The 2,120-nt window shown below is 36.1% G+C and carries 3 protein-coding genes; all 3 read left to right on the forward strand.

Features of this window, described 5'->3' with window-relative positions; genetic code table 11:
• A partial coding sequence (locus EHS11_RS09970; RefSeq protein ID WP_135764270.1) for an RHS repeat-associated core domain-containing protein occupies positions 1–1,337 on the forward strand: 1,337 nt, incomplete at its 5' end.
• Positions 1,321–1,662, forward strand: coding sequence for a hypothetical protein (locus EHS11_RS09975; RefSeq protein ID WP_135764271.1), 342 nt, complete (start codon positions 1,321–1,323; stop codon positions 1,660–1,662). The genes EHS11_RS09970 and EHS11_RS09975, both read left to right, overlap by 17 nt.
• On the forward strand, positions 1,629–2,060 hold the full coding sequence (locus EHS11_RS09980) for a hypothetical protein (protein WP_135764272.1): 432 nt from the start codon (positions 1,629–1,631) through the stop codon (positions 2,058–2,060). The genes EHS11_RS09975 and EHS11_RS09980 overlap by 34 nt, the downstream gene beginning before the upstream one ends.
• The last annotated feature ends 60 nt before the right edge of the window (positions 2,061–2,120 follow it).

Raw genomic sequence — 2,120 nt, forward strand, 5'->3', positions numbered from 1 at the left:
AAATCATTTTTCCGTTTAGAGGATGTGTGACCACTGCTTCTTCGAAGCTGTCAGGTGAATACTATATCAATACAGGAATTGCTTTTCTACCGAGATCATATGTTTCTTTTTCAGAACAGTCTCAAAGATATTTAACCAGCGTACTTATAGTGGTCTTCTCCTTTACCACAACCACAGGATGTTTTCCGTTGCTCATGGGAGGAGGGGAAGGTGAGAGCGGAACTCCTATTTGGTTGCTTGGAATGACAGGGGTGCCTGGAACAACTCAATCTGTGGCAGAAGAAAATAATGCAAGTGGAGGAGGAGGTGGTTCTTCTACGGCTGGCAATGCTAGGGTAGCAGGGATGTATTTCTATCATCCTGATCATTTGGGAAGCATTTCTATGATCACAGATGGAAATGGAAATGTGTTAGCTGGTGGAGAGCGTGGTGGAAAATCGCATATTTCATATAAACCATACGGTGAGATACTTCGAACAGATTCCTATGGGCCGGATATTACAAAATTCAAATATACAGGACAAGAAGAGGATAGGGAGACCGGATTATATTATTACAAAGCAAGATATTATGATCCGGCTTTGGGAAGATTTTTAACTAATGATAGTATGATTTTTCCTAAGCAAATACAAGGGTTGAACAGGAGTATGTATGTCGAGGGCAATCCTATTGGAAATAGAGATCCAGGTGGTAATAAGCCAATAAAACCTTTGACATGGGCGATTGCGGGATACTTACTCGCGCCAGACGGTCAAAAGTCTGAATACGCTACGTTATTGTATTATTTGGCTGACCAAAAGAGAGAACAGAATAGAAAAAAAGAGTTTTGGCTAAATCGTCAAATTATTAATCCCATAATGAGAATGAATACTACTCAGTTGGTTCTTGGAGCTATCGGAGTTGCTGCCGGATTCTATACAAGCGCTTACGTTAACGAAGGTATTCGTAATAAATGTGAGGAGAAATACGGACAAGGATATTCAATGGGCGAGTTAGGGCCAAGAGAATTGTGTAGCTTAGTTGTTGGGGGGGGAACGTCTTTGATATTTCGAACAGTTACAAAATCGCTGGTTAAAGAAACGGTCAAACTGATTGGAGATAAAAAGAATGTCGAAAAATATATGGTTACGTTTAATGATGGGTTTTATACTGGCGGACTTCTTACAAACCTAATTATCATTCCTACTGGAGGCATTGGTAATATTGCGAACTTTAAGGATTATGGTTTAGATATTGATAAGCTAACAAAGTGGTATACTTATCCTTTGGCTGGAGCAAGTTATTTTTTAGGAAAGGAATTAGATAAGGCAATGAAAAAAAATGGAATACAACAATAAGATAAAATTATATATATTTTTTGTTTTTTTGAGCATTAATTGTTCTATGAAGCATGATTATACACTACCAGGCTATATTAGTTTAAGTCACCAAGATGTTTCAACTCATCAATATGCTGAAACAATAGAACAAAACAAGTGCACTTTTCGTGGTTGGTTTGCAAAGGAAGGTAACGCCGGAGTTGTTCAACTAATCGAGGAAATGGAGAAAAGATCATTGAAAAAGATTGTAGATGTTAAATATGAAACTATTGTTAAATTTAGATATTATATACCTTTCTTGAGGGAAACATGCATAAAATTAAAAATCATTGCTATTCCTTAATTATCTGTTTTATTTTGTTTTCATGCAATAGTGGAAAAGCTCCAAATAAATTTAAGCACTGTAATTCCCAGGGAATTATTTATGAAGATTTTCTTCATCTTCATTTAGAAGGTTTATTTGATGAAATTTGTGAACAAATAAACATTAGAAAAAATACATGTGATCAAGAAGTTTCGGAAATGAAGATTATAAAAAAAATTAAACATAAATGTTTTGGAGTGCAAGATGGGTCACTTATTCCGATGAGTGGTTCTCGTTTGCTTCTTGATCCGAAAGAGAAAATAAGCCAATCTTTCGAAAACAATCTGCAAGGAATGTGTATCTTGCAAGGATATATAGATATCAACTTGCAAGAAGAGGTTTTTCCTTTTGTAACTGCGTATTGTGTACAGATATAGTATTCGCCGGTCACAATCCTCTAACTTTACTTAGGTCAAATGTTCTCTACCGGTTCTAGT

The organism is Leptospira ilyithenensis (assembly GCF_004771005.1).
Classification (GTDB): domain Bacteria; phylum Spirochaetota; class Leptospiria; order Leptospirales; family Leptospiraceae; genus Leptospira_A; species Leptospira_A ilyithenensis.

Excerpts from the sequence above, each read along its gene's own strand:
- EHS11_RS09975 (WP_135764271.1), top strand. The coding sequence starts at position 1,321 with ATGGAATACAACAATAAGATAAAATTATATATATTTTTTGTTTTTTTG.
- EHS11_RS09980 (WP_135764272.1), top strand. The coding sequence starts at position 1,629 with ATGCATAAAATTAAAAATCATTGCTATTCCTTAATTATCTGTTTTATT.